The 23,200-nt window shown below is 69.1% G+C and carries 20 protein-coding genes and 1 tRNA gene; 12 read left to right on the top strand and 9 right to left on the bottom strand.

Translation table 11 applies throughout. From position 1 onward, the window contains the following. Nucleotides 1–20 precede the first annotated feature (20 nt). Both IEX05_RS09590 and IEX05_RS09585 read right to left on the bottom strand, forming a co-directional pair. Nucleotides 21–992, bottom strand: coding sequence for a type II secretion system F family protein (locus IEX05_RS09590; protein ID WP_229661242.1), 972 nt, complete (start codon nt 990–992; stop codon nt 21–23). Then, a complete protein-coding gene (locus IEX05_RS09585; RefSeq protein WP_188701271.1) occupies nt 989–2,020 on the bottom strand; it encodes a TadA family conjugal transfer-associated ATPase in 1,032 nt (343 codons plus the stop codon). Before IEX05_RS09585 ends, IEX05_RS09590 begins: the two co-directional genes overlap by 4 nt. 222 nt (nt 2,021–2,242) lie before the next feature. Here IEX05_RS09585 and acs (IEX05_RS09580) point away from each other — a divergent pair, with 222 nt between their 5' ends. Then, complete coding sequence (gene acs, locus IEX05_RS09580) at nt 2,243–4,213, top strand: acetate--CoA ligase (protein WP_188701269.1); 1,971 nt, start codon at nt 2,243–2,245, stop codon at nt 4,211–4,213. Between the two features lie 97 nt (nt 4,214–4,310). Here the strand turns inward: acs (IEX05_RS09580) and IEX05_RS09575 are convergent, their stop codons facing one another. After that, entirely contained in the window at nt 4,311–4,769 is a 459-nt protein-coding gene (locus tag IEX05_RS09575) for a RidA family protein (RefSeq protein WP_188701267.1), read from the bottom strand. Then, on the bottom strand, nt 4,766–4,990 hold the full coding sequence (gene sp36 / locus IEX05_RS09570; protein ID WP_188701265.1) for a Sp36 family protein: 225 nt from the start codon (nt 4,988–4,990) through the stop codon (nt 4,766–4,768). The genes IEX05_RS09575 and sp36 overlap by 4 nt, the downstream gene beginning before the upstream one ends. Nucleotides 4,991–5,088: 98 nt before the next feature. Here sp36 and IEX05_RS09565 point away from each other — a divergent pair, with 98 nt between their 5' ends. Together IEX05_RS09565 and IEX05_RS09560 are read left to right on the top strand one after the other, a co-directional pair. Continuing rightward, entirely contained in the window at nt 5,089–7,770 is a 2,682-nt protein-coding gene (locus tag IEX05_RS09565; protein ID WP_188701263.1) for a transglycosylase domain-containing protein, read from the top strand. Beyond that, on the top strand, nt 7,755–8,678 hold the full coding sequence (locus IEX05_RS09560; protein ID WP_188701254.1) for a metallophosphoesterase: 924 nt from the start codon (nt 7,755–7,757) through the stop codon (nt 8,676–8,678). Before IEX05_RS09565 ends, IEX05_RS09560 begins: the two co-directional genes overlap by 16 nt. Here the strand turns inward: IEX05_RS09560 and IEX05_RS09555 are convergent. After that, the gene (locus IEX05_RS09555) at nt 8,675–9,277 is read right to left on the bottom strand and encodes a GTP pyrophosphokinase (RefSeq protein WP_188701252.1); all 603 of its coding nucleotides are present in this window, start codon (nt 9,275–9,277) and stop codon (nt 8,675–8,677) included. The genes IEX05_RS09560 and IEX05_RS09555 overlap by 4 nt on opposite strands. A 126-nt stretch (nt 9,278–9,403) precedes the next feature. On the opposite strand from IEX05_RS09555, the gene IEX05_RS09550 reads away from it, so the two are divergent. Then, nucleotides 9,404–9,477 (top strand) — tRNA-Pro (locus IEX05_RS09550). 129 nt (nt 9,478–9,606) lie between these two features. On the opposite strand, the gene IEX05_RS09545 is transcribed toward IEX05_RS09550, so the two are convergent. Together IEX05_RS09545 and IEX05_RS09540 are read right to left on the bottom strand one after the other, a co-directional pair. Further along, nucleotides 9,607–10,839 (bottom strand): alpha-hydroxy acid oxidase, encoded by a 1,233-nt coding sequence (locus tag IEX05_RS09545; RefSeq protein WP_188701251.1) that lies wholly within the window; start codon nt 10,837–10,839, stop codon nt 9,607–9,609. Nucleotides 10,840–10,852: 13 nt separating this feature from the next. Next, on the bottom strand, nt 10,853–11,542 hold the full coding sequence (locus IEX05_RS09540) for a FadR/GntR family transcriptional regulator (protein WP_188701249.1): 690 nt from the start codon (nt 11,540–11,542) through the stop codon (nt 10,853–10,855). A gap of 137 nt (nt 11,543–11,679) precedes the next feature. Between IEX05_RS09540 and IEX05_RS09535 the strand changes: the two genes are divergently transcribed. The 6 genes from IEX05_RS09535 to IEX05_RS09510 are packed head-to-tail and all read left to right on the top strand — an operon-like array spanning nt 11,680 to nt 18,379. After that, nucleotides 11,680–12,636 carry an ABC transporter ATP-binding protein gene (locus IEX05_RS09535; RefSeq protein WP_188701247.1) on the top strand — a complete coding sequence of 319 codons (957 nt, stop codon included), beginning with the start codon at nt 11,680–11,682 and terminating at the stop codon, nt 12,634–12,636. Then, entirely contained in the window at nt 12,633–13,706 is a 1,074-nt protein-coding gene (locus IEX05_RS09530; RefSeq protein WP_188701245.1) for an aliphatic sulfonate ABC transporter substrate-binding protein, read from the top strand. Before IEX05_RS09535 ends, IEX05_RS09530 begins: the two co-directional genes overlap by 4 nt. Beyond that, nucleotides 13,703–14,512: an ABC transporter permease gene (locus IEX05_RS09525; protein ID WP_188701243.1), complete on the top strand. Its 810-nt coding sequence runs from the start codon at nt 13,703–13,705 to the stop codon at nt 14,510–14,512. The genes IEX05_RS09530 and IEX05_RS09525 overlap by 4 nt, the downstream gene beginning before the upstream one ends. Beyond that, entirely contained in the window at nt 14,512–16,470 is a 1,959-nt protein-coding gene (gene acs, locus IEX05_RS09520) for an acetate--CoA ligase (RefSeq protein WP_188701240.1), read from the top strand. Before IEX05_RS09525 ends, acs (IEX05_RS09520) begins: the two co-directional genes overlap by 1 nt. Then, nucleotides 16,467–17,801: an O-acetylhomoserine aminocarboxypropyltransferase/cysteine synthase family protein gene (locus IEX05_RS09515; RefSeq protein WP_188701238.1), complete on the top strand. Its 1,335-nt coding sequence runs from the start codon at nt 16,467–16,469 to the stop codon at nt 17,799–17,801. Before acs (IEX05_RS09520) ends, IEX05_RS09515 begins: the two co-directional genes overlap by 4 nt. Beyond that, nucleotides 17,798–18,379: a CoA-binding protein gene (locus IEX05_RS09510; RefSeq protein ID WP_188701236.1), complete on the top strand. Its 582-nt coding sequence runs from the start codon at nt 17,798–17,800 to the stop codon at nt 18,377–18,379. The genes IEX05_RS09515 and IEX05_RS09510 overlap by 4 nt, the downstream gene beginning before the upstream one ends. 453 nt (nt 18,380–18,832) lie before the next feature. On the opposite strand, the gene IEX05_RS09505 is transcribed toward IEX05_RS09510, so the two are convergent. Both IEX05_RS09505 and IEX05_RS09500 read right to left on the bottom strand, forming a co-directional pair. Next, entirely contained in the window at nt 18,833–19,834 is a 1,002-nt protein-coding gene (locus tag IEX05_RS09505) for a nucleoside hydrolase (protein ID WP_188701234.1), read from the bottom strand. Beyond that, a complete protein-coding gene (locus tag IEX05_RS09500; RefSeq protein WP_188701233.1) occupies nt 19,831–21,093 on the bottom strand; it encodes an MFS transporter in 1,263 nt (420 codons plus the stop codon). The genes IEX05_RS09505 and IEX05_RS09500 overlap by 4 nt, the downstream gene beginning before the upstream one ends. Nucleotides 21,094–21,265: 172 nt before the next feature. Between IEX05_RS09500 and IEX05_RS09495 the strand changes: the two genes are divergently transcribed. Both IEX05_RS09495 and IEX05_RS09490 read left to right on the top strand, forming a co-directional pair. After that, on the top strand, nt 21,266–22,126 hold the full coding sequence (locus tag IEX05_RS09495; RefSeq protein WP_188701231.1) for a dihydrodipicolinate synthase family protein: 861 nt from the start codon (nt 21,266–21,268) through the stop codon (nt 22,124–22,126). Between the two features lie 57 nt (nt 22,127–22,183). Further along, a complete protein-coding gene (locus tag IEX05_RS09490) occupies nt 22,184–23,149 on the top strand; it encodes an aminoglycoside phosphotransferase/kinase family protein (protein WP_188701229.1) in 966 nt (321 codons plus the stop codon). The last annotated feature ends 51 nt before the right edge of the window (nt 23,150–23,200 follow it).

The raw sequence follows: 23,200 nt of genomic DNA, 5'->3' as shown, positions 1-23,200 counted from the left end.
TATTCATGTGGTTCACCGGCCTATCCGGCGAACGTCGGTAGCGGCGTCGTGACGATGATGCTGATGAGCATCGGTGCGACGCCGAGGAGGAGGAAGGCCGGAAGCGTGCACACTCCCATGGGGAGCAGCAGGCGCGTGCCGAGGCGAGCCCCGCGCATGCGACCGTCCGCGCGGGCCAGCGATCGGGCGCGCATCGCTGCCGCCCGCAGCAGTTCGACGGCCGGCACACCCGCCGCGTGCGACAGTTCGAGCACCCGGTCGGCGTCGACGGATCCACGGGTCGCGCTCGGCGTGTACTCGTCGCACATCGCGAGCACCTCGCGGGCGCGGCGCACCGACACGCCGCCGGACAGGGCCGCGGCCAGCAGTTCCTCGTGCATGCCGGGCGTTCCGGGATCCGGCTGCGCCGCGCGGACGAGGCGTCGCGTCCAGGCGCGTGCGAGAAGGATGAGCACGACGCCCGTCACGAGGCAGGCGGCACCATACGGGGTGCGGAACAGCACCCCGAGCGTGTCGAGGCCGAGGCCCGCGCCCACGAGCAGCCCGAGGAGGGGTAGCCACATCATGAGGCGCGCGGAGGCCGTCGGCTCGGCGAGGGCGACGCGCACGTCAGCGCGCAGTTCGACATCGTCGCGCACCGAATCGGCCACGGTTCGGAGCGTGTCGGCGAGCGGCGCGCCGACCGTCTCGGCAACCGACCACGCGGCCGCGACATCGCCCCAGCTCTCATCTCCCGTGCGCGCGGCCTGCTCCGCGATCGCATCGGGCACCGCGTCGCCGCGATCGATCAGCCGCACGACATGGCGCGCGTGCTCGTCGCCGCTGTCGGCGAGGTGCCGCCACGAGGCGGTCGGCCCGGCGCCCGCCGCGAGGAGCACGGCGAGGGACAGCAGCGTACCCGAAGGATCCGCCCTGTCGGAGGCCGAACGCGGCGCGCGCCGCCGCGGGGTCCCGGGCCGTTCGGCAACCCGGCGGGGCACCGCTTCGCTCACCACGGCTGCACCTGTTCGATCTCGAGCCGTCCGCCCTCCTGACGGAACTCCCCCACCGCGACGAGTCGTCGATCGCCGGCCGCATCACGCGCGAGGTGCAGGACCACGTCGAAGGCGCTCGCGGCCTGGCGTGCGACGGCGTGATCATCCCAGCCGGCGAGCGCGCCCAGGGCCTCGAGGCGCGCGGGGACGTCGGCGAGCCCGTTGGCGTGGAGCGTTCCCGCCCCGCCATCGTGCCCGGTGTTGAGCGCGGTCAGGAGGTCGCGGATCTCCTCACCACGGCATTCCCCGACCACGATGCGATCCGGTCTCATGCGCAGACTTTCGCGCACGAGTCTCGCCAGGCCGATCGCGCCGGCGCCCTCACGGTTCGCCTGTCGCGCCTCGAGGCTGATGTGGTGCGGGTGGTTCAGGCGAAGCTCGGCGACGTCTTCGATCGTGATGATGCGCTCGTGCCGCGGTGCTGCGCCGAGCAGGGCCGAAAGCAGTGTCGTCTTGCCGCAACCGGCCCCGCCCGTGACGAGGACGTTCGCGCGCCGGGCGACGAGGGATCCAAGCCATTCGCGAGCGGCGGGCGGGAACGCCCCGCCCGCGCCGAGGCCGTCGAGGTCGACGTCGGCGAGCCTCGGAACGCGGATGGAGATCGCCGTGCCACCGGTGGCGATCGGCGAGAGGGCCACGTGCACGCGCGCGCCACCTGGCATGCGTACGTCGACGAGGGGCGCCGAATCGTCGACGTGCCGCCCGCCGAAGCCGACGAGGTCGGTCGCGAGGTCGTGCACCTCCCTCTCCGAGGCACGCCAGTCGGCGACGCGTTCCGCTCCGGACCCGCGATCGACGAAGAGTCCGGAAGCGCCGTTGACGAAGATGTCGGTGACGCTGTCGTCGGCGACGTAGGGCGCGAGCGGACCGAACGCCTCCGCGTCGCGCAATCGGCGCGCCGCAGGCGCGACGACGGATCCGGGTGCGGCGGGATCGCCCGGCGCACCCGGCCCGCCTCGGCGGCTGACGATGAACGGATCGGACATGGCGGCGACGCTACGCGGCCGGGCGTGCCGCGCCGCGGGGCCGAGGAGCCGCCCTCAGATAACTTCACTCAATTCGGGCCTGTGGACACGTTGCCCTGGGTACCGACACGCCCACCCGTCCGGGTCCGCTCGACGTTTGTCGCAGAAACGGCGTAACGTCGTCCCCGGCAGCGTCGCCGCGCGATCGCTGCACGCACCACGTACGCCGCAAAGGAGCGCCCTATGTCTCAGCCGATCGACCACCTCGCAGCCGAAGAAGCCCGCCACTTCGCCCCGACGCCCGAGTTCGCCGCGAACGCTGTTGCCGGCCCCGACCTCTACGACGCGGCCGCGGCAGACCGCGAAGGTTTCTGGGCCGATCAGTCGCGCGAGCTGCTCACCTGGGCCACGCCCTTCACGAACGTGCTCGACTGGTCAAACCCGCCGTTCGCGAAGTGGTTCGATGACGGCGAGCTCAACGTCGCCTACAACTGCCTCGACCGTCACGTCGAGGCGGGACACGGCGACCGCGTCGCCTTCCACTTCGAGGGCGAGCCGGGAGACACCCGCACGATTACATACGCCGACCTCACCGAGGAGGTCAAACGACTCGCGAACGTGCTCACCGAATGGGGTATCGTGCGCGGCGACCGCGTCGCCATCTACATGCCGATGATCCCCGAGGCCATCACCGCGATTCTCGCCGTCGCGCGCCTCGGCGCCGCGCACTCGGTCGTCTTCGGAGGCTTCAGCGCCGACAGCCTTCGCTCGCGCATCGACGACGCGGGCGCGAAGCTCGTCATCACCGCCGACGGCGGCTATCGCAAGGGCCGCGCGACCGCTCTCAAGCCGGCGGTCGACCAGGCTCTCGCCGATCGCGGATCCGGAGAGCAGGCGACGGTGGAGCGCGTGCTGGTCGTGCGCCGAACCGGCCAGGACGTCGAGTGGAACGACGAGCGCGATGTGTGGTGGGAGGACGTCGTCCCTCAGGCGAGCGCGGAGCACACGGCGGAGGCCTTCCCCGCCGAGAACCCGTTGTTCATCCTCTACACCTCGGGGACGACGGGTAACCCCAAGGGCATCCTGCACACTTCGGGCGGCTATCTCACGCAGGCCGCGTTCACCCACAAGAACATCTTCGACCTGCACCCCGAGACCGATGTGTACTGGTGCACCGCCGACATCGGCTGGATCACCGGCCACAGCTACGCCGTGTACGGCCCCCTCGCGAACGGCGCCACGCAGGTGCTGTACGAGGGCACGCCGGAGCACCCGGAGCCGGGACGCTGGTGGGACATCATCGAGAAGTACCGCGTCAGCATCTTCTACACCGCCCCGACCGCCGTGCGCAGCTTCATGAAGCAGGGACGCGAGATCCCGCAGAAGCGCGACCTGTCGTCGCTGCGCCTGCTCGGATCCGTCGGCGAGCCGATCAACCCCGAGGCCTGGATGTGGTTCCGCGAGGTCATCGGTGCGGGCCTGACCCCCATCGTCGACACGTGGTGGCAGACGGAGACCGGCGCGATCATGATCTCGGCGCTGCCCGGCATCACGACGCTGAAGCCCGGATCCGCCCAGGTGCCGCAGCCGGGCATCTCGATCGACGTCGTCGACGACAAGGGCGAGTCGGTCGGCAACGATGCGGGAGGTCTGCTCGTCGTCACGGAGCCGTGGCCGAGCATGCTGCGCGGGATCTGGGGCGACCCCGAGCGCTTCGTCGACACCTATTGGAAGATGTTCGCCGACAAGGGCTTCTACTTCGCGGGTGACGGCGCCCGCCGCGACGCGGACGGCGACATCTGGCTGCTCGGCCGCGTCGACGACGTCATGAACGTCTCGGGCCACAGGCTGTCCACCGCCGAGATCGAGTCGGCGCTCGTCGCCCACGAGGCGACCGCCGAGGCTGCCGTCGTCGGCGCCTCGGACGAGATGACGGGCGAGGCCGTCGTCGCCTTCGTGATCCTCAAGGAGAGCTTCCTCAAGGCGCACGGAGCCGAGGGCCTCGCCGAGCAGCTGCGCCTCTGGGTCGGCCAGCAGATCGGCCCCATCGCCCGACCCCGCGACGTGTTCATCGTCAGCGAGCTGCCGAAGACCCGCTCCGGCAAGATCATGCGGCGCCTGCTGCGGGATGTCGCCGAGGGCCGGGAGGTCGGCGACACCCAGACCCTCGCGGACACGATGGTCATGTCGACGATCGCGAAGCAGGTCAAGTAGGCGCCGCCCCCGTTCGACGGAAATGAGCCGGTTCTGCGGATCCCCGAGAGGGATTCATCCGCTGAACCGGCTCATTTCCGTCATTGCGGCCCGTGGCTCACGCGAAGGTGAAGGCGACCTCGACCTCGACGGCGCTGTCTAGAGGGAGGACCGGGACGCCGACGGCCGAGCGGCTGTGCGCGCCCGCCTCGCCGAAGAGCTCGCCGAGGAGGTTGCTCGCGCCGTTGATCACGCCGGGCTGGCCGGTGAACGACGGCTCGGAGGCGACGAAGCCGGTCACCTTGAAGACGCCCGTGAGGCGGTCGACGCCGCCCACGGCGGCGGCCGCCGCCGCGATCGCGTTGAGCGCGCAGATGCGGGCGAGATCCTGAGCGGCCTCGGCGTCGACGTCCGTACCCACTTTGCCGGACGCGGGCAGCTCGCCCGCGACGAACGGAAGCTGACCGGAGGTCCAGACCAGGTCTCCGTGGATCTTGGCGGGGATGTAGCTCGCGACGGGGGCCGCGACCTCGGGAAGCTCGAGCCCGAGTTCCGCGAGGCGCTGCGAGATGCTCACTGGGCGCCCTCGCCCTCGAACTGCTTCGCCGCCTGGGCCGCGTGCGCGAGGCCGGCGTTCTGTTCGCCGCCACCCGCCGGGCGCTTGAGGTATGCGACGAGTCCGCCGTCGGCGTTCGGCACGACCTGCACGAGCTCCCACCCCTGCTTGCCCCAGTTGTTCAGAATGGCCGCCGTGTTGTGGATCATCAGCGGAGTGGTGAGGTATTCCCAGGTGGTCACGAGTTCTCCCGTCGGTACTGCGAAAAATGCGTGGTGAATCGGCGGATATGCCGAGCGCGCGAGTGGCGCACACAGGGTTTTCCCCTAGCATCAAGCCTATGCCTCATGCGAAAAGGACGTTCGGCGGCGTGCTCGGCGGGTTGTTGGGACTCGTCGGTCTCAGTGCGATCGCCGGAATTCTCGTGACCGCGACCGTCACCCCGGCCATTGCCGTCTCGGGGTATGCCGCCTCCAGCGCCATTTCGCTGTTCGACAGCCTGCCGGGCAACCTGCAGATCGACCGGCCGATGGAGCCGACGACGATCTACGCCCAGAAGGGCGACGGCAGCGGCGAGTACTACGAGCTCGCATCGTTCTACGACCAGAACCGCGAGCCCGTCGAGTACAACCAGGTCTCCCCCTACGTCTACGACGCGTTGCTCTCGACGGAGGATCCGCGCTTCTTCGAGCACGGCGGCGTGGACCTGATCGGAACCGGCCGCGCGCTGCTCAGCAACGCCGTGTCCGAGAGTACGCAGGGTGGTTCGTCCATCAGCCAGCAGTACGTCAAGGGCGTGCAGCTGCAGGTATGCGAGCGCACGGCGGCGAACGAGGAAGAGCTGGCGGATTGCGCCTATGAGGCATCCACGGCGGAAGGAACCGCCGGCTACCAGCGCAAGCTGCAGGAGATGCGGTACGCCATCACGATCGAGCAGGAGTACTCGAAGGAGCAGATCCTCATCGGGTACCTGAACCTCGTGAACTTCGGCGGATCGACCTACGGCATCGAGGCCGCCGCGCAGTACTACTTCAACACGACCGCGAAGGACCTGACGCTCAGCCAGGCGGCAACCCTCGTCGGTATCGTCAACAACCCCAACACCCTGCGCCTCGACTACCCCGACAGCGAGACGAACGGCGAGGAGAACGGCTACGCGGCCGCGAAGAACCGCCGCGACCAGGTGCTCGGCCGTATGCTCGCCGAGGGCACCATCTCGCAGAAGCAGTACGACGAGACCATCGCGCAGGAGATCGTGCCGGACGTCACCGAGCGCGTGAAGGGCTGCAGCGCGGCCGGCGGCTCGGCATACTTCTGCCAGTACGTCACGAACACGATCCTCAACGACCCGCGCTACGACGAGGCGTTCGGCGCGATCGAGGGCGACAACAACACCGAGCGCCAGAACGTGCTGCGCCGCGGTGGCCTCGAGATCTACACGACGCTCGACAACGGCCTGCAGTACGAGGCACAGCAGGCCATGGCGGCCAACGCGCCCCAGTACCTGAACAACCTCCGCTTCGGCGCGACGACGGTGCAGATCGACAACAAGACCGGCAACATCCTCACGCTCGCGCAGAACACGCGATTCAGCGAAATCGGCGATAAGACCAAGGGCGAGACGTCCGTCATCTTCGCCGGCGACCAGGTGCACGGCTCCTCCAGCGGCTTCGAGGCGGGTTCGACGTACAAGATCTTCACGATCATCGATTGGTTGAAGAACGGCCGTAGCGTCAACGAGGTGCTCGACGGCCGTGTCGGCCGGACGATGCCCATGACGTGCAACGGAAGCCCGATCGGCTCGGCCACGCCCACACGCGGCGATAACTTCGCTGGCAACGGCGGACTCGTCGGTACCGTGCAGAAGTTCACCGAGCTGTCGCTGAACTCGGGGTTCTGGGCGATGGGCTCGCAGCTGGACGTGTGCGAGATTCACCAGGTCGCCGTCGATATGGGTCTCAAGCGAGGTGATGGTAAACCCATCCCGCAGAACGATGACGGCGCCTTCAGTCTTCTTGGTTCCAAGAACGTCGCGCCCATCGACATGGCCGCCATTTACGCGGCGGTCGCCAACGGCGGCGTACGCTGCGAACCGACGGCGATTGTCGGAGCGAAGGATGCCGACGGCAACGATCTGCCTATGCCGGAAAACGAGTGCAGGCGCGTTCTCGATGAGAACATCGCCAACACGACGGCATTCGACATGCGCTCCGTGCTGGAGGGCTCGCAGGGATCCGGTGCACCTGCGCGTGTGGGAGACGGCATCCAGACATTCGGCAAGACGGGTACCCACCAGAACCTCCAGAGCTGGATGATCCAGTCGTCGAGAAATGTGACCACCGCGGCCTGGGTCGGCAGCTATGACGCCGTCTACGAGGGCGAGGCCGACTACAACGGCAACCTCGTCTGGAAGTACCGACAGAACATCAATGACGCGGGCCGTAGTACCACGGAGTACCGGGGAGACCTCTTCGATTCCTATACCCCGAACGGCACCCAGCTCGCGCAGCTGCGCTACTCGCTCTCCAAGGCGAACCAGGCGGCCGCGAACGCCCGGTTCGGCGGCGACAACTTCCCGGATCCGGATCCGGGCCTGATCAAGACGACGAGGCACCCCGTGCCGAACGTCGCGGGCATGTCCGTCGAGCAGGCCACGCAGGCGCTGCGCGATAAGGGCTTCAACGTCTCGGTCGACCCGAACGAGATCCCGGGCGACCAGGACAAGGGCCTCGTCGAGCGCTCGAACCCGTCGGGCGAGGCTCCCGCCGGCAGCCTCATCACGCTCCAGGTGTCGAACGGCAAGGGCTCGATCAAGGTGCCGGATGTCAAGGGGATGTCGTATGCGAAGGCGTACGACCAGCTCTTCGAGGCGGGCCTGCGCATCTACCGCTCGTGCAGTGAGAAGGACGATGCTCCTGACGAGGGCCGCGTGACCCGCACGAACCCGTCGGCGGGTGAGTATCTCACCGACGGTGCCCGGATCGACATCTACTACGAGTCGAAGACGTGCGACGACGAGTAGGGCCCGGCGCCGCCCTCGGCGCGATCGCCGCGGTCGGCGCCGCGAGCGCCGTCTGGGGCATCGGCATCGAGCGACACCTGTACACGGTGCGCCACCACACGGTGCGCGTTCTGGAACCGGGTGCCGCGCCGGTGCGGATCCTGCACCTCAGCGACATGCACCTCGCGCCCTGGCAGGCGCGGCGGCGCGCGTGGATCAGCCACCTCGCGTCGCTGCGCCCGGACCTCGTCGTCGACACGGGAGACCACTTCGGTCACGCCGACTCGCTCCCCGCGATTCGCTCGGCCCTCGGATCCTTCGACGGGACAGCAGGCGTGTACGTGCACGGATCCAACGACCTCTGGTCGCCGAAGCCGCGCAATCCCCTGCGCTACTTCCGCGGCCCCTCGAAGGCACCCCACCAGGTGCCGCCGCTCGACACCGAGGGTCTCGATGCGTTCCTCGCGGGTGAGCTCGGCTGGTCGAATCTCGACAACGCGTCAGACACGATCGAGGTTCGCGGGACGCGGATCCGCTTCATCGGCACCGACGACCCGCACCTGAAGCTGGACGACTTCGACGCGCTCGATTCCTCAATCGAGGTCCAGCCGGTCGCCGACATCACGATCGGTGTGACCCACGCGCCGTACCGTCGCGTGCTCGACGGCTTCATCGACCGCGGAGCCGGCCTCATTCTCGCCGGGCACACCCACGGCGGGCAGGTACGCCTGCCGTTCTTCGGCGCACTCGTGTCGAATTGCGATCTGCCGGTGAAGCAGGCGCGCGGCCTGTCGAGCTGGGCGCAGGGCGGGCGCACGGTGCCACTGAACGTGAGTGCCGGTCTCGGCCACTCGATCTACGCCCCCGTGCGGTTCTGCTGCCGCCCGGAGGTCTCCCTCATCACGCTCGCGGCGCGCGCGGAGGGCTAGCGAGCGTCGAGCTCGCGGCGAATGTCGTCGAGGTTGACGTCGGCCTGCTCGAGCAGCGCCGCGGTCAGGGCGAAGCGGCGGTTGATGTCGGCGCTCGGCGCCTCGTGCTGGGGCTTGTACCGGAAGTCGTGCTCGACCTCCGCCCAGACGTGCTCGAGCATCGTACGGATCTGCACCTCGACGGGGATCCCCGCCTCGAAGTCGCCGCCCACGCCGTCGCCGCGAGTGTGGGCGACGAACTGGACGCTGCGATAACCGAAGCTCGCGTCGCTCAACAGGTCGCCCTTGTCGATGTAGGAGTCTTCCTTGACGTCGAAGAGACGCCGGGTCATCTTCTCGACCTGCGGGATGTCGCTGCGGAAGAAGGTCATGATGCGCAGGCCGACCATGTCGAGCACGGGTCGCGACGGATCCCGGCGCACCTTCTGCTCGAAGGATCCGCGCTTCTTCACGCGGGCCTCGACGCGGAAGTCGAGCACTCCCCACTGCCGAAGGTGCGAGGGGATCTCGGTCTCGCACGTGTCGCGCAGGCGGCGGTACTCGACGAGGTTGCGGTCGTAATCGCGCAGTGCGTCCTTCACCTGCGCCTCGATGTCCATGAATCCAGGGTAGAGCGTCCGGGTGGGATCGCGTCGGACATCCCCTCATGCCCGAGCGCGCCACGCGCGGGCGTCGGGGACGATTCGCGCTGGATCATCGGCGCATGTAGACTTATTGAGTTGTCGCGGGATATGGCGCAGCTTGGTAGCGCGCCTCGTTCGGGACGAGGAGGTCGCAGGTTCAAATCCTGTTATCCCGACAATACGAAGGCCGGAGCTTCACGCTCCGGCCTTTTTCGTGCCCCTGCTACGCAACACGTCTGCACGTCTCCGCGCCGTCCGATGCAAAGAGCTGATGACGGCGCGGAGACGTGCAGACGTGGGGCAGCCTAGTTCTGGACCGGAGCCAGGCGCGTCAGCTGGGTGACGTGGCGCGGCTCGAGCTCCTCGATCGACGAGACACCCAGCAGGGCCATCGTGCGGCGGATCTCGCTCGACAGGATCTGGATCATGCGGTCCACGCCCTCGCGACCACCGGCCATCAGGCCGTAAAGGTAGGCGCGGCCGACGAGGGTGAACTTTGCGCCGAGGGCCATCGAGGCGACGATGTCCTGGCCGTTCATGATGCCGGTGTCGACCATGACGGTCGCGTCCTTGCCGACCTCCTTCACGACCTGCGGAAGCAGGCGGAAGGGAATGGGCGCGCGGTCCATCTGGCGGCCGCCGTGGTTCGACAGGATGATGCCGTCGACGCCCTCGTCGATGAGCTTGACGGCGTCGGGCACGTTCTGCACGCCCTTGACGACGAGCTTGCCCGGCCACATCTCGCGGATGACCTTGAGGTCCTCGTAGCTGATGGTCGGATCCATCGCCGAGTTGAGCAGGTCGCCGACGGTTCCGCCGGTCGTCGACAGCGACGCGAACTCGAGCTTCGGGGTCGTCAGGAAGTCGATCCACCACCACGGGCGGGGCAGCGCGTTCGCGATCGTTCCGAGCGAGAGCTGCGGCGGGATCGAGAAGCCGTTGCGGCCGTCGCGCAGGCGGTTGCCGGCGATCGGGGTGTCGACCGTGAACTGCAGGGTGTCGAAGCCGGCCTTCGCTGCGCGCTCGACGAGGCCGTAGGAGATCTCGCGGTCACGCATGACGTAGAGCTGGAACCAGTTGCGGCCGTTCGGGTTTGCCTTCTTCACGTTCTCGATCGACGTCGTGCCGAGCGTCGAGAGGGTGAAGGGGATGCCCGCGGCGCCCGCGGCGCCGGCGCCGGCGGTCTCGCCCTCGGTCTGCATCAGGCGGGTGAAGCCCGTGGGGGCGATGCCGAAGGGCAGCGCCGAGGTGCCGCCGAGGATCTCCGTCGTGGTGTCGACGTTCGCTGCAGGCTTGAGGATGTCGGGGTGGAATTCGATGTCCTCGAACGCCTGGCGGGCGCGCTGCATCGACAGCTCCTGGTCGGCCGCACCGTCGGTGTAGTCGAACGCGGCGGCGGGCGTGCGGCGCTTGGCGATCGTGCGGAGGTCGTAGATCGTGTAGGCCTTCTTGAGGCGCGCGTCCTTGCCGAACTCGGGCAGCTTGATCTTGAGGAATTCCATCACCTCGGCGGGCTTCGGGAACTGGCGTTGAACCATCTGATTACCTTCCTTATGCGCGCGTCTGCGCGTAATAACCGTTGATGTGATCGTGTATCCGCGTGCGCGCCTCATCGACGAGCCCCGCGGAGATGGCGTCGAGCACGCCGCGGTGCTCGTGCTGGAGCCGTGCGCGCGCCGCCTCCCAGTCGTCGATCTCGTTCGCACGCGACTGCACGTACGTCTCGATCGCGGCGCGCAGGCCGGTCATGATGGCGCCGAACACGGCGTTGCCCGTCGCCTCGGCGAGCAGCCCGTGGAACCGTGCGTCGAGGGCGAGGAACTCGTCGGGTGTGAGCGTGACGTCGTCCATCGCGTCGAGCAGCTCGGATCCGGCGTCGGGCGTTCGCCGCTCCCCCGCCAGATCCGCGACGACGGCGGTCTCGAGCACGAGCCGGGTCTCCACAACGTCGTCGAAGTCGAACGCCTGCGCGGCGGCCTGCAGACCGAGCACCTGCGCGAGGCCCGAGGCCGCGGCCGTCGTGATGACGGCGCCGGCGCGCGGACCGGATCCGGTCGCCGTGTGCAGCACGCCCATCACTTCGAGCACCCGCAGCGCCTCGCGCACGCTCGACCTGCCGACCCCCAGCTGGGTGGCGAGGTCGCGCTCTCCGGGCAACCGGTCGCCCGGGGCGAGGGCTCCGGAGCGCAGCTCGCGTTCGACGTGCGAGAGCACGACGCGCCAGGCCTTGGCTTCCGCCATGCGCTCCTCGTTTCCGTCGGCGATTCGTGTGGTCTGACCACAGTACCGCGGGCCCTGCTCCTCCGGCAACTGCGCATGTGTCGTCGTATTGCGAACCGTTTTGGACGGGCGACCCCTGCTCATTCATCCTGGAGGGTATGTCCACTGCCGTTACGCCGCGATCCGCCGCGCCCGCAGGCGCCGTGCGCCTCGCCGAGGTCGGGCGCACCTTCCCCACGAAGGACGGCGCCCGCACGGTGCTCCGCGGCGTCGACGTCGCGCTCAGCCCGGGCGAGATCGTCGCGGTCGTCGGCCCGTCGGGCTGCGGCAAGTCGACCCTGCTGCGCCTCATCGGCGGCCTCGACCGCGCGACGGCCGGATCCATCACCGTGGACGAGGCGTCCGTGCAGGCTCACGACGAGTCGACGGCGATCGCCTTCCAGGAGCCGCGCCTGCTTCCCTGGCGCACGATCGCGCAGAACGTCGCCCTCGGTTTGCCGCGCGGCACGAAGAAGGCCGCCGCGCGGGCACGCGTCGCCGAGCTCCTCGAGCTCGTCGGCCTCACCCACGCCGCCGAGCAGCGCCCGCGCGAGGTCTCTGGCGGCATGGCGCAGCGCGCCTCGCTGGCCCGCGCGCTCGCGCGCAGCCCCCGCGTGCTGCTGCTCGACGAGCCCTTCGGCGCCCTCGACGCGCTGACGCGGCTCAAGATGCATGACCTGCTGCTCGAGATCCACCGGGCCCAGCCCACGACGATCGTGCTCGTGACGCATGACGTCGAGGAGGCGCTCTACCTCGCCGACCGCGTGCTGCTGCTGCGCAATCTGCACGCCACCCAGCCGGAGCGCCCGCGCGCGAAGGTCGTCGCTCTCGGATCCGGATCCGGAATCGGCGCGCTCGGATCGGCGGGTCCGCACGGATCCGGCCCCGAACACCCCGCGCACGCGCCGGACCGCACCGGATCCGTCGCGCGCGTCGTCACCGTTCCCGGCGCCCGCCCGCGCGACCGCGCCGCGCGCGCCATCACCGACCTGCGCACGAGCCTCCTCGATGGGCTCGGCGTACATCACCACACCACCCTCACAAGCACCCCGCTCACCACCAAGGAGACAGCATGAGCACCATTTCCCGCCGATTCATTCCCGCGACCGCCGTCGCCGGGGTGATGGCGCTCATGCTCGCCGGCTGCGTGCAAGGCGAGAACAGCGACGCGGGCGCCGACACCGCCCCCGAGACGAACGACAACGCGCCCGCCGAGGGCTCCGTCGAGGCGCCGGAGGGCGGCTGGTCGAGCGACACCCTGTCGATCGACTGGGCCACCTATAATCCGCTGAGCCTCGTCATCAAGGAACAGGGCCTCCTGGAGGAGAAGCTCGGCGACGACGTCACGGTCGAGTGGCTGCAGTCGGCCGGAAGTAACAAGGCCAACGAGCTGCTGCGCTCCGGCTCTGTTGACGTCGGCTCGACCGCCGGATCCGCCGCGCTCTTCGCGCGCGCAAACGGCTCGCCGATCAAGGTCATCGACATCTACTCGCAGCCCGAGTGGTCGGCGATCGTCGTCGGCCCCGACAGCGACATCGATTCGTTGGAAGATCTCAAGGGCAAGCAGATCGCGGCCACGAAGGCGACCGACCCGTACTTCTTCCTGCTGCAGGCGCTGGAGGCCGGCGGCCTCACGCTCGACGACGTCACCGTGCAGAACGTGCAGCACGCGGACGGCCGCGCGCTGCTCGACGGCGGCTCCGTCGACGCCTGGGCGGGCCTCGACCCGATCATGGCCGCGGCGGAGGTCGAGTCGGGCGACCAGCTCATCTACCGCAACGTCGACTTCAACACCTACGGCTTCCTCAACGCGACGGAAGACTTCATCGACAACCACGCCGACCTCGCCCAGGTCGTCGTCGACACCTATGAAGAGGCCCGCGAGTGGGCACTCGCGAACCCCGACGAGACGGCCCAGCTGCTCGCAGACGCCGCGACGATCGACCTCGAGGTCGCGAAGACCGTGATCAACGAGCGCTCGAACCTCGACGTCTCGGGCGTCCCCGGCCAGGCGCAGGTCGACGTGCTGAACACGATCTCGCCGATCATCGCCGAGTCGGGAGATGTCTCCGGCGGCCAGGAAGTCCTCGACAAGGCGATCAGCGAGATCGTCTTCGACGAGTTCGCGGTCAAGGCGACTTCGTGACGCAAGACCAGCTGCAGGTCACAGGGGCGGAGCGTCAGCTCACGCCCCTGTGGTCGCGTACGTGGGTGAGGATCGCCGGCGGTTTCGTCGTGCCGATCCTCATCATCGCGGCGTGGCAGATCGCCACGGTCGGGGGCTTCGTGCCGCCGTACCGCCTACCCGCGCCGTGGACCGTCGTCGAGGCCGCTCAGGAACAGATCCAGCGCGGCGAGCTGTGGTTGCACGTCGCCATCTCGACGCAGCGCGTGATCATCGGCTTTCTCGTCGGATCTGCCATCGCGCTCGCCTTCGCCGCGATCGTCGGCCTGTCGCGGGTCGGCGGGGTGCTGTTCGCGCCGACCCTCGTCGCGCTGCGCGCCGTGCCGTCGCTCGCCTGGGTTCCGCTGCTGATCCTCTGGCTGCAGGTCGGCGAGGAGTCGAAGATCACGCTCGTCGCGATCGGCGCGTTCTTTCCCGTCTACACGACGGTCGCGGATGCCCTGCGCCACGTGAACCCGCAGCTCGTCGAGGCGGGGCGCTCGTTCGGCCTGCGCGGGTGGAGCCTGTTCCGCACGGTTCAGCTACCCGCCGTCGTGCCCTCGGTCGTCTCGGGCCTGCGCCTCGCGCTCGCCCAGGCGTGGCTCTTCCTCGTCGCCGCCGAGCTGCTCGGCGCGTCGATGGGCCTCGGCTGGATGCTCAACGACTCGCAGCAGACCGGTCGAGTCGACCGGATCCTGCTCGCCATCGTGCTGCTCGCACTGCTCGGCACCATCTCGAACGCGATCCTGGTCGTGTTCGAGAAGGCCGTCCTGAAGAGGTGGTTGTGATGACTGAACTCCGTCTGAACGAGACGCGCACCTTCCCGGCGCCGGCGGCATTCGCCGCGCAGGCGAACGTCGACGCGTCGATCTACGAGACCGCGAACGCGGATCCGGTGGCTTTCTGGGAAGAGGCGGCGCGCCGCCTCGACTGGGCCGAGCCCTGGCACACGGCGCACACGTGGGACGCCTCGGTGCCGGCCGCGCAGTGGTTCGTCGGCGGCCGGCTCAACGTCGCCTACAACTGCGTCGACCGCCACGTCGTTGCCGGCCGCGGCGACAAGGTCGCGCTCTACTTCGAGGGCGAGCCCGGCGACCGCGAGGCGGTCACCTATGCAGAACTGCAGCGGCGAGTCGCACAGGCGGCCAACGGCCTGCTCTCGCTGGGCATCGGGCCCGGCGACCGGGTCGTCGTCTACCTGCCCGTACTCGTCGAGACCGTCGTCATCGCGCTCGCCTGCGCTCGCATCGGCGCCGTGCACTCGCTCGTCTTCGGCGGGTTCTCGGCGGACGCCGTGCGCTTCCGACTGGAGGACACGGGCGCGAAGCTGCTCGTGACGACCGACGGCCAAAACCGCCGGGGCAAACAGGTGGAGGTCAAGAGTGCCGCCGACGAGGCCGCGCGCGACCTTCCCGATCTCGAGCACGTCCTCGTCGTGCGGCGCACGGGCCAGGACGTGCCGTGGACGTCCGGACGAGATGTGTGGTGGCACGACGTCGTCGAGACGCAGCCCACCGTGCACGAGGCCGAGGCCTTCGACGCCGAGCACCCCCTCTTCATCATCTACACCTCGGGCACCACGGGTAAGCCCAAGGGGCTCGTGCACACGAGCGGCGGCTACCTGACGCACACGAGCTGGGCGCACTGGGCCCACTTCGACGCCAAGCCCGACGACGTGCACTGGTGCACGGCCGACCTCGCGTGGGTCACGGCCCACACCTACGAGATCTACGGCCCGCTCTCCAACGGCCTCACGCAGGTCATCTACGAGGGCGTGCCCGATGCCCCGCACCGCGCGCGCCATCTCGAGATCATCGAGCGATACGGCGTGACCGTGTACTACACGGCGCCGACGCTCATCCGCACCTTCATGACGTGGTTCGGCGACGACATCCCCACGGACTACGACCTGTCGTCGATCAGGTTGCTCGGCACCGTGGGCGAGGCGATCAACCCCGAGGCGTGGGTGTGGTTCCACCGCAACTACGGCCGCGGCGAATGCCCCATCATCGACACCTGGTGGCAGTCCGAGACCGGCGCCGCGATGATCGTGCCGCTGCCGGGCGTCACCACTCTGAAGCCCGGATCCGCGACGGTGTCGCTGCCCGGCATCGACATGGCGGTCGTCGACGAGGCCGGCGAGCCCGTCGCTCCGGGCCGCTCCGGCACCCTGGTGTCGCGTCACCCCTGGCCGGGCATGGCCCGCACCGTGTGGGGCAACCCGGAGCGATACCGCCAGTCGTATTGGTCGCAGTACGAAAGCCGTGGCTACTACGTCGCGGGCGACGGCGCGACGGTCGACGAGGACGGCTACATCTGGATCCTTGGCCGCCTCGACGACGTCGTCAACGTCTCCGGCCACCGGCTCTCGACGATCGAGATCGAGTCGTCGCTCGTGTCGCACGCCGGCGTCGGCGAAGCCGGCGTCGCGGGCGTCCACGATCCCCTCACGGGACAGGCCGTGGTCGCGTTCGTGACCGCCGGATCCGCGGGTGCCGCCGACCCCGACGAGCTGCGCCGGCAGGTGACGCACGACATCGGACCGATCGCGAAGCCGAAGCACATCGTGCTCGTCGATGAGATCCCCAAGACCCGCTCGGGCAAGATCTTGCGCCGACTGCTCGCGCAGGTCTGGCAGGGCGATACGCTCGGCGATACGACGAGTTTGCAGAACCCCTGGGCCGTTGACGGCGTCCGCGAGGCGGCGCGCCGTGCCCACGAGGCCCTTGAGAAGGAGACCAGATGAGCGAGCACCAGTTCGGCTTCCGCACGCGTGCACTGCACGCGGGCGGGACCCCCGACGCCACCACCGGCGCGCGAGCCGTGCCGATCTACCAGACGTCGTCGTTTGTCTTCGACGACGCGAAGGACGCCGCGAACCTCTTCGCGCTGCAGAAGTACGGCAACATCTACTCGCGCATCGGCAATCCGACCGTCGCGGCCTTCGAGGAGCGCATCGCGTCGCTCGAGGGCGGTATCGGCGCCGTCGCGACCGCGAGCGGCATGTCGGCCGAGTTCATCACGTTCTCGGCCTTGCTAGGTGCGGGCGACCACATCGTCGCCTCGTCGCAGCTCTACGGCGGCACCGTCACTCTGCTCGACGTGACGCTGCGGCGCCTCGGCATCGACACGACGTTCGTCGAGAGTGACGACCCCGAGGACTTCCGCAAGGAGATCCGCGAGAACACGAAGATGGTCTACGCCGAGGTCATCTCCAACCCCGGCGGCGAGGTTGCCGACCTCGAAGGTCTCGCTCGGGTCGCTCACGACAACGACATCCCGCTCGTCGTCGACTCGACGCTCGCGAGCCCCTACCTCCTCCGCCCGATCGAGCACGGTGCCGACATCGTGATCCACTCGGCCACGAAGTTCATCGGCGGCCACGGCACCACCCTCGGCGGCGTCGTCGTCGAGTCGGGCAAGTTCAACTGGGGCAACGGCAAGTTCCCGACGATGACCGAGCCGGTCAAGTCGTACGGCGGGATCCGCTGGTGGGATAACTTCGGCGAGTACGGCTTCCTCACGAAGCTCCGCAGCGAGCAGCTGCGCGACATCGGACCGTCGCTGAGCCCGCAGTCAGCGTTCATCCTGCTGCAGGGCGTCGAGACGCTCCCCCAGCGCATGGACGCGCACGTTGCCAACGCGCGCGCCGTGGCCGAATGGCTCGCGTCGGACCCGCGCATCTCGTTCGTGACCTGGTCGGGCCTCGATGAGCACCCCCACTTCGAGCGCGCGCAGAAGTACTTCCCACTCGGCCCCGGATCCGTCTTCGCCTTCGGCGTCAAGCCGTCGGGCACCTTCGACTCGGACGAGGCCCGCACGGAGGCCGCACGGCGGACCGGCGAGAAGCTCATCGAATCGGTGCAGCTCGCGAGCCACCTCGCGAACGTGGGCGACGCCCGCACCCTGATCCTCCACCCCGCGTCGACGACGCACCAGCAGCTCTCCCCCGAGCAGCTGGTCGCCGCCGGCGTGCCGGCCGACCTGATCCGCTTCTCGGTCGGGCTCGAGGATCCGGAAGACATCATCTGGGACCTCGACCAGGCCCTCACGATCGCGACGGGAGAGACGCGATGAGCGACGCATGCGAGTTCACCCCGCCGGCCGACGCCTGCGCCTTCACGCCGCCGGCTCCGGCCGCGAGCACTGATGTCGACCCGGCGCACGCGGGTCGGACCTGGCAGGGCCCCGGCGCGGGCGCCCGCCTCGGGATCCTCCACCGCGCGAAGACGATCGCGATCGTCGGCGCATCGAACAACCCGGCGCGTGCGAGCTACTTCGTGGGCACATACCTGCTGTCCAGCTCGCCGTACCAGGTGTACTTCGTGAACCCGCGCGAGACGACGATCCTCGGCGAGCCCGTCTACGCGTCGCTGAAGGACCTCCCGGTCGTCCCCGACATCGTCGACGTGTTCCGCAAGCACGATGACCTGCCGGGCGTCGCCCGCGAGGCCGTCGAGGTCGGTGCCAAGACGCTCTGGTTGCAGCTCGGATCCTGGAACGAAGAGGCCGCCGCCATCGCCGAGCAGGCGGGGCTGTCGGTCGTCATGGACCGCTGCGTCAAGATCGAGCACGCCCGCTTCCACGGCGGCCTGCACCTCGCTGGCTTCGACACGGGGGTGATCTCCTCGAAGCGCCAGGTCGTGTCGCGGTAATTCTTGTCATTCGTGGGGCCCGCTTCGGCGGGCCCCACTTTTGCGTTGGGGCGACCCGGTGTTGCGGAGATGGCCCCGAAGTACGGAGGATCCCTCGGATCTGCTCCGCCGATAGGGGTTAGCCCCGCAGTTGCGGCTCACGCCCGGCGCGACCACCCTGTACTTCGGAGATGACCCCGAAGTACGGAGGATTCTCGAAGTCGGATCCGCAGATAAGGGTCAGCTCCGCAGCTACAAGCCCGCGCCCGCCGCGATCACCCCATACTTCGGAGCCGACCCCGACCTGCGGAGGATCCCTCGGATCTGCTCCGCAGATAGGGGTTAACTCCGCGGTTGCGGCTCACGCCCGGCGCGACCACCCCCTACTGCGGAGATGGCCCCGAAGTGCGGAAGAAACTCGAAATCTGATCCGCAGGTCGGGGCCATCTCCGCAATCGCGGGGCGCGCCCCTCCCTACCCGAGCACGCGGTGATGGGCCAGGGTGTCCCCCGCGTAGGCGGGGGTCGCGGCGTGGAGGGTGCCCGCCGCGTGCAGCTGCAGCTTCGCGACGAGGTCGTCGAACATCAGGCGGTTGTCGATGAGCTCGAAGACGCGGACGAACGAGTTCGCGGCAGGATCCGTCGCGGCGCGCACGGCATAGGTGCCGTCGGGCGCGATGGTCGGCCGGTGGTAGTCGTGGAACGTCGACGACGACGGGGACGGCTGGAACGACGACTGCAGGGTGCTCAGCAGCACGAGCGGGCTGTCCCCCAGCACGTAGGTCTCACCGATGTCGATGCCGTGCGTCGCGCCCATCGCGGCGACGGAGGCGAGCGAATCCGCGAGGTACGCTCCGAGCTCGCCGTGCGGGCGGATCCGCGTGTTGATCTCGGCGAAGGACATCAGCGCACGGCGATAGGCGTCGCGCGGCACCTGCCAGATCGTGAGCTCGGGCTGGTCGAAGACCACCCCCGCGGCGGCTATGTCGATGGCGAGGTTGTACTCGACCGGATCCGCCTGCGGAGGGGGCGTGGCGTGCTCGTACTCGAGTCCGCCGATCCACACGAGCGTGATGCGACTCGCGATCGACGGCTCCAGCAGCAGCGCGCTCGCGAGATCGGTGAGCCCGGCGCCGGCACAGTAGTACAACGGGGTATCGGTGTCGTCCCGGAGGGCCTCCGCGATGATGGCCCGCGCCGCTTCCGTATCGTGCGGGGCGCCGTCGACGAGGGCGATCTCGGATCCGGCGATCACGTTCACATCCGTGCGACCGCACCTCCGGAGAAGATCCCGCGCGATCGCGGCGGCGTTCGCCGCCTGCGTCGGGCTCGGGTCGAAGCCGTCGTTCGGGGTAAGGTGCGAGCCGATCACGAAGCGGAGCTCGGCCGAGGGCGACAGGGCCTGGTGGGCGAGCTGTACGAGGTCGTCCGGATCCGCCGAGAAGTCGTTGTCGACGATCACGCGAGCGCGGGTCATGCCCTCACCTCCGACGGCGCGGCCTCGACCTCGGAGTCTTCGGCCGCCGGGATCCGGAAGATCCAGAAGATTCCGACGAGGCAGGACAGGAGCGTCACGCCGCCGAGCACCCAGTAGAAGCCATTGACGTTCCAGGCGACGAGCGCGGGCGTCACCAGCGCGACGAGCGCGGCGACGAGGCGCGCGGCGAACATCGTCATCCCCTGCGCGGTCGCACGGAACTGGGTCGGGAAGAGCTCCTGCGACCAGACCTTGTACATGGGCTCGCCCGCGATCGCGCCGCCGAGGGAGAAGAGCACGCCGAGCGCGACGAGCGTCCACACGTGTGCGCCGAAGGCCGCGACGACGACGAAGGAACCGACGTTGACGACCGTGGCGATGATGAAGGCCGCTTTGCGCCACTTCGTGTCGACGATACGCATCATGATGCCCGTTCCGACGAAGCTCACCGCGAGACCCACGAGCGAGAACATCGACGCGACCTGCACGGTGGATCCGGCCGCCTCGACCCACACGTAGCTCGAGAACTGGCCGTTGGTGTTCAGCGCGATCATCAGCAGCACGTAGAAGAGCGCGGTCGCGATCAGCGGCCAGCGGAAGCGGCTGCGGAACATGTCGCGCAGCGTCGCCTGCCGCGGCTTCTCCCCCGCGCTGAGCGCGATCGCCTGCGTGTCGGTCCAGCTCTTCGATTCGGGGAGACCCATGCGGAAGACGAGCACAAGAACGGCGATCACGAGCACGTGGATGTTGTAGATGCGCGCGCCGAGCGTCCCGAGTCCGCCGAAGACGGCTCCGATCACCAGCACCGCGACCATGCCGATCAGCCACAGGTACTGCGAGTACGTGATCATCTTGCCGACCTTGCCCTCGGGCGCCGTCTCGGCGATCATCGCGAGCGAGACCGGGAGGTCGGCGCCCGCACCGAGACCGAGCAGAATCACGCCCGCGTAGAGCATGGCGGGGTTGACCGCCACCGTCATGAGCAGGGCGCCAATGACGAGGAGCACCATCGTCGCGGAGAACACGCGGCGGCGGCCGTAGCGGTCGCCGAGGCGCCCGCCCGTGAGCGCGCCGATCGCGAAGAACACCGTGAGCAGGGCGTTCAGCTGGCCGATCTGGTTGCCGGTCAGCCCGAACTCGTCCGTGAACAGCACGAGGGCGGAGCCGGTGCCGATCGTGATGGCACCGTCGAGGTAGGACGCCATCCCGGCGACCGTGGCGGGCCACCAGCTGCTGCGCGTGGTTGGGGCGTGTGACATGACTCTCCTTCGAGCGCGACCGTTTGGTGTGACAGATGTGCATGCACCAGAAACCAAACGTTCCTCGGTATTGACGTCACCAGTGTAGAGGATTGGTCAACCGGTTCGCATCCCGCGAGTCTGAGAGCCGCCCGGGCCACGTCGGGATCGCCGTGAGCCCTACGCTCGTTCTATGGACCTGCACGGCGTCAGCGCCTTCCCCCTCACCCCCATGGCCGACGACCGGATCGACGAGGCCGCGTACGCCTCCCTGATCGCCCGGATCGGCGGCTCCGGAGTCTCGACCGTGACGGCGCTCGGATCCACGGGCTCCTACGCGTATCTCTCGCGAGCCGAGCGCGCGGCTACGATAGCGATCGCGGTGGAGAACGCGGGAGGGACGCCCGTGCTCGCGGGCATCGGAGCCACCCGCACCCGCCACGTGATCGAACACGCCGACGACGCGGCGTCCGCGGGAGCCACGGCGCTGCTGCTCGCGCCCGTGTCGTATCAGCCGCTCAGCGACGAGGAGGTCTTCGGACTCTTCCGAGACGTCTCCGCGAGCTCCGAGCTCCCCATCATCGTCTACGACAACCCGCGAACGACCGGGTATGCCTTCACGCCCGAGATGTACGCGCGCGTCGCGGAGCTGCCGCACGTCGCGTCGCTCAAGGTCCCGGGACGGCCCGCCGCCGACGCCAAGGATCTGCTCCGGCGGATCCGCTCGCTCGTACCCGGGCACGTGTCGGTCAACTTCTCCGCCGACCCCTTCGTGTCCGGCTGCCGGAAGGCAGGGTACGACGGCTGGTATTCGGTCCTCGCGGGCACCCTGCCGGAGCTCGCCCTCGCGGCGTGGCGGTCGGGAGACGATGCCGCGCTGAGGCCGCTCTGGGATCTCTACGCCGATGCCGGAGGTGGCCTGCGCGTCATGGCCGGCATCGCCGAGCTCAACGGCTGGGCGGCGCGCGATTGTCTGCCGCGCCCGCTCAGGGGCCTGACGGATCCGCAGCGCTCGCGGCTCGCGACGATTCTCGAGGGCCTCGGCGCCCGGTAAGGGGCGAGGCAGGACGCCGCACCCGCCGCGGGCCACCGCCGCTGATAGCCTCGCCCGATGACGATCGGCGCGGACAGGCAGCGGCAGGCGTGGGACGAGCTCCCCGAGGAGATGAGGACCGCGGCGGCGTCCATTCTCGGCTCGCCTATCGTCGGCGCGACGACGCAGAACGGTGGTTTCTCGCCCGGATCCGCCGACCGCGTCGTCACCGCGAGCGGTCGCCGCGCGTTCGTCAAGACGGCAATCGCGGATCACAACGAGGAGTCCGCCGAGCTGCACGAGCGCGAGGCCCGGATCGTGGCCGCGCTCGGGCCTGAACTCCCCGTGCCGGCGCTGCTCGGCGCGAGCGCGCGCGACGGCTGGGTCGTCGCGGTCTATGAGGAAATTGTGGGCCGGCATCCCGAGACGCCCTGGCGCGCCGACGAGCTCGCCGCGGTGTTCGACGCGTTCGAGCGGATCACGCGGCACCGCGCGCCGGACGATCTCGAACGGTCGCTGCCTTCCGCCGCGGATGCGCTCGGAACGGACGGCTTCGCCGTGGCCGGCTGGGCGCAGGTCTCCGCCGCGCTCATCGATTCTCTCGAGCACCGCGAGCTCGTCCGCGAGCTGCTCTCCGGCCCGATCGGCGAGCTCGGGATCCTCGTCGAGGAGCTTCGCGGCGATCGGCTCCTGCACCTGGACGCCCGCGCGGACAACATCCTGATCCGCGAGGACGGCGCGGCGGTGATCGTCGACTGGCCGTATGCGTGCATCGGTGCGGCGTGGGTGGATCCGCTGTCGCTACTCGTCGACGTCGCCTACCTGGATCCCGAGGCGGACGTGCGCGCGCTACTCGCTCACCCCATTCTCGCGGGGCTCGCACCCGACACGATCCGCCGCTTCTTCTTTCAGCTGGCGGGTCACTTCCTCGCGAAGTCGGAGCTTCCCGCGCCCCCGGGGATCCCCGGACTGCGCGCGTTCCAGCGCGAGGAGGGCGTCACCTGCCTGCGACTCGTCCGGGCCTTCTCCGACCACGAGGACTGATCGGCGCCCTCGTCCGCGGAGGCCCCGGAGTTCGTCGTCGCGAGGGCGCCC

It is taken from the genome of Microbacterium nanhaiense (assembly GCF_014646015.1).
In the GTDB taxonomy this organism is placed as follows: Bacteria; Actinomycetota; Actinomycetes; order Actinomycetales; family Microbacteriaceae; genus Microbacterium; species Microbacterium nanhaiense.
Note: the sequence above shows the minus strand (reverse complement) of the source record. Positions and strands in the feature narration are given on the sequence as shown.